This is a genomic window from Curtobacterium sp. MCBA15_016 (genome assembly GCF_001865105.1).
GTDB lineage: Bacteria > Actinomycetota > Actinomycetes > Actinomycetales > Microbacteriaceae > Curtobacterium.
This window is the reverse complement of record NZ_MJGR01000065.1, coordinates 5,915-6,195: the sequence shown is the minus strand read 5'-3', so window position 1 is coordinate 6,195 and position 281 is coordinate 5,915. Positions and strand designations below refer to the sequence as shown.

1 pseudogene is annotated in these 281 nt (G+C 68.0%); it reads right to left on the bottom strand.

Features of this window, described 5'->3' with window-relative positions:
* Positions 1 to 281, bottom strand: a pseudogene (locus BIV03_RS17605) (glucose-6-phosphate isomerase); the annotation flags it as partial.

The following is a 281-nucleotide window of genomic DNA, read 5'->3' as shown; positions in this document are numbered from 1 at the left end:
GAAGTGCTTCGCGACGGCGTTCGACTTCTCGTCGTCGGAGGCGTCGGTGAGGCCGAGCCGCTCCCAGAGCCACTGCCGCGCGAGGCGGGCGTTCGTCAGGGTCTCGAGCGTGCCGAAGGTCTTCGACGCGACGATGAAGAGCGTGGTCTCGGGGTCGAGGTCCGCGGTCTTCTCGTAGATGTCCGCGGGGTCGATGTTCGAGACGAAGCGCGCCTCGAGCCCGGGCTGCACGTACGGCTTCAGGGCTTCGTAGACCATGACCGGGCCGAGGTCCGAGCCAC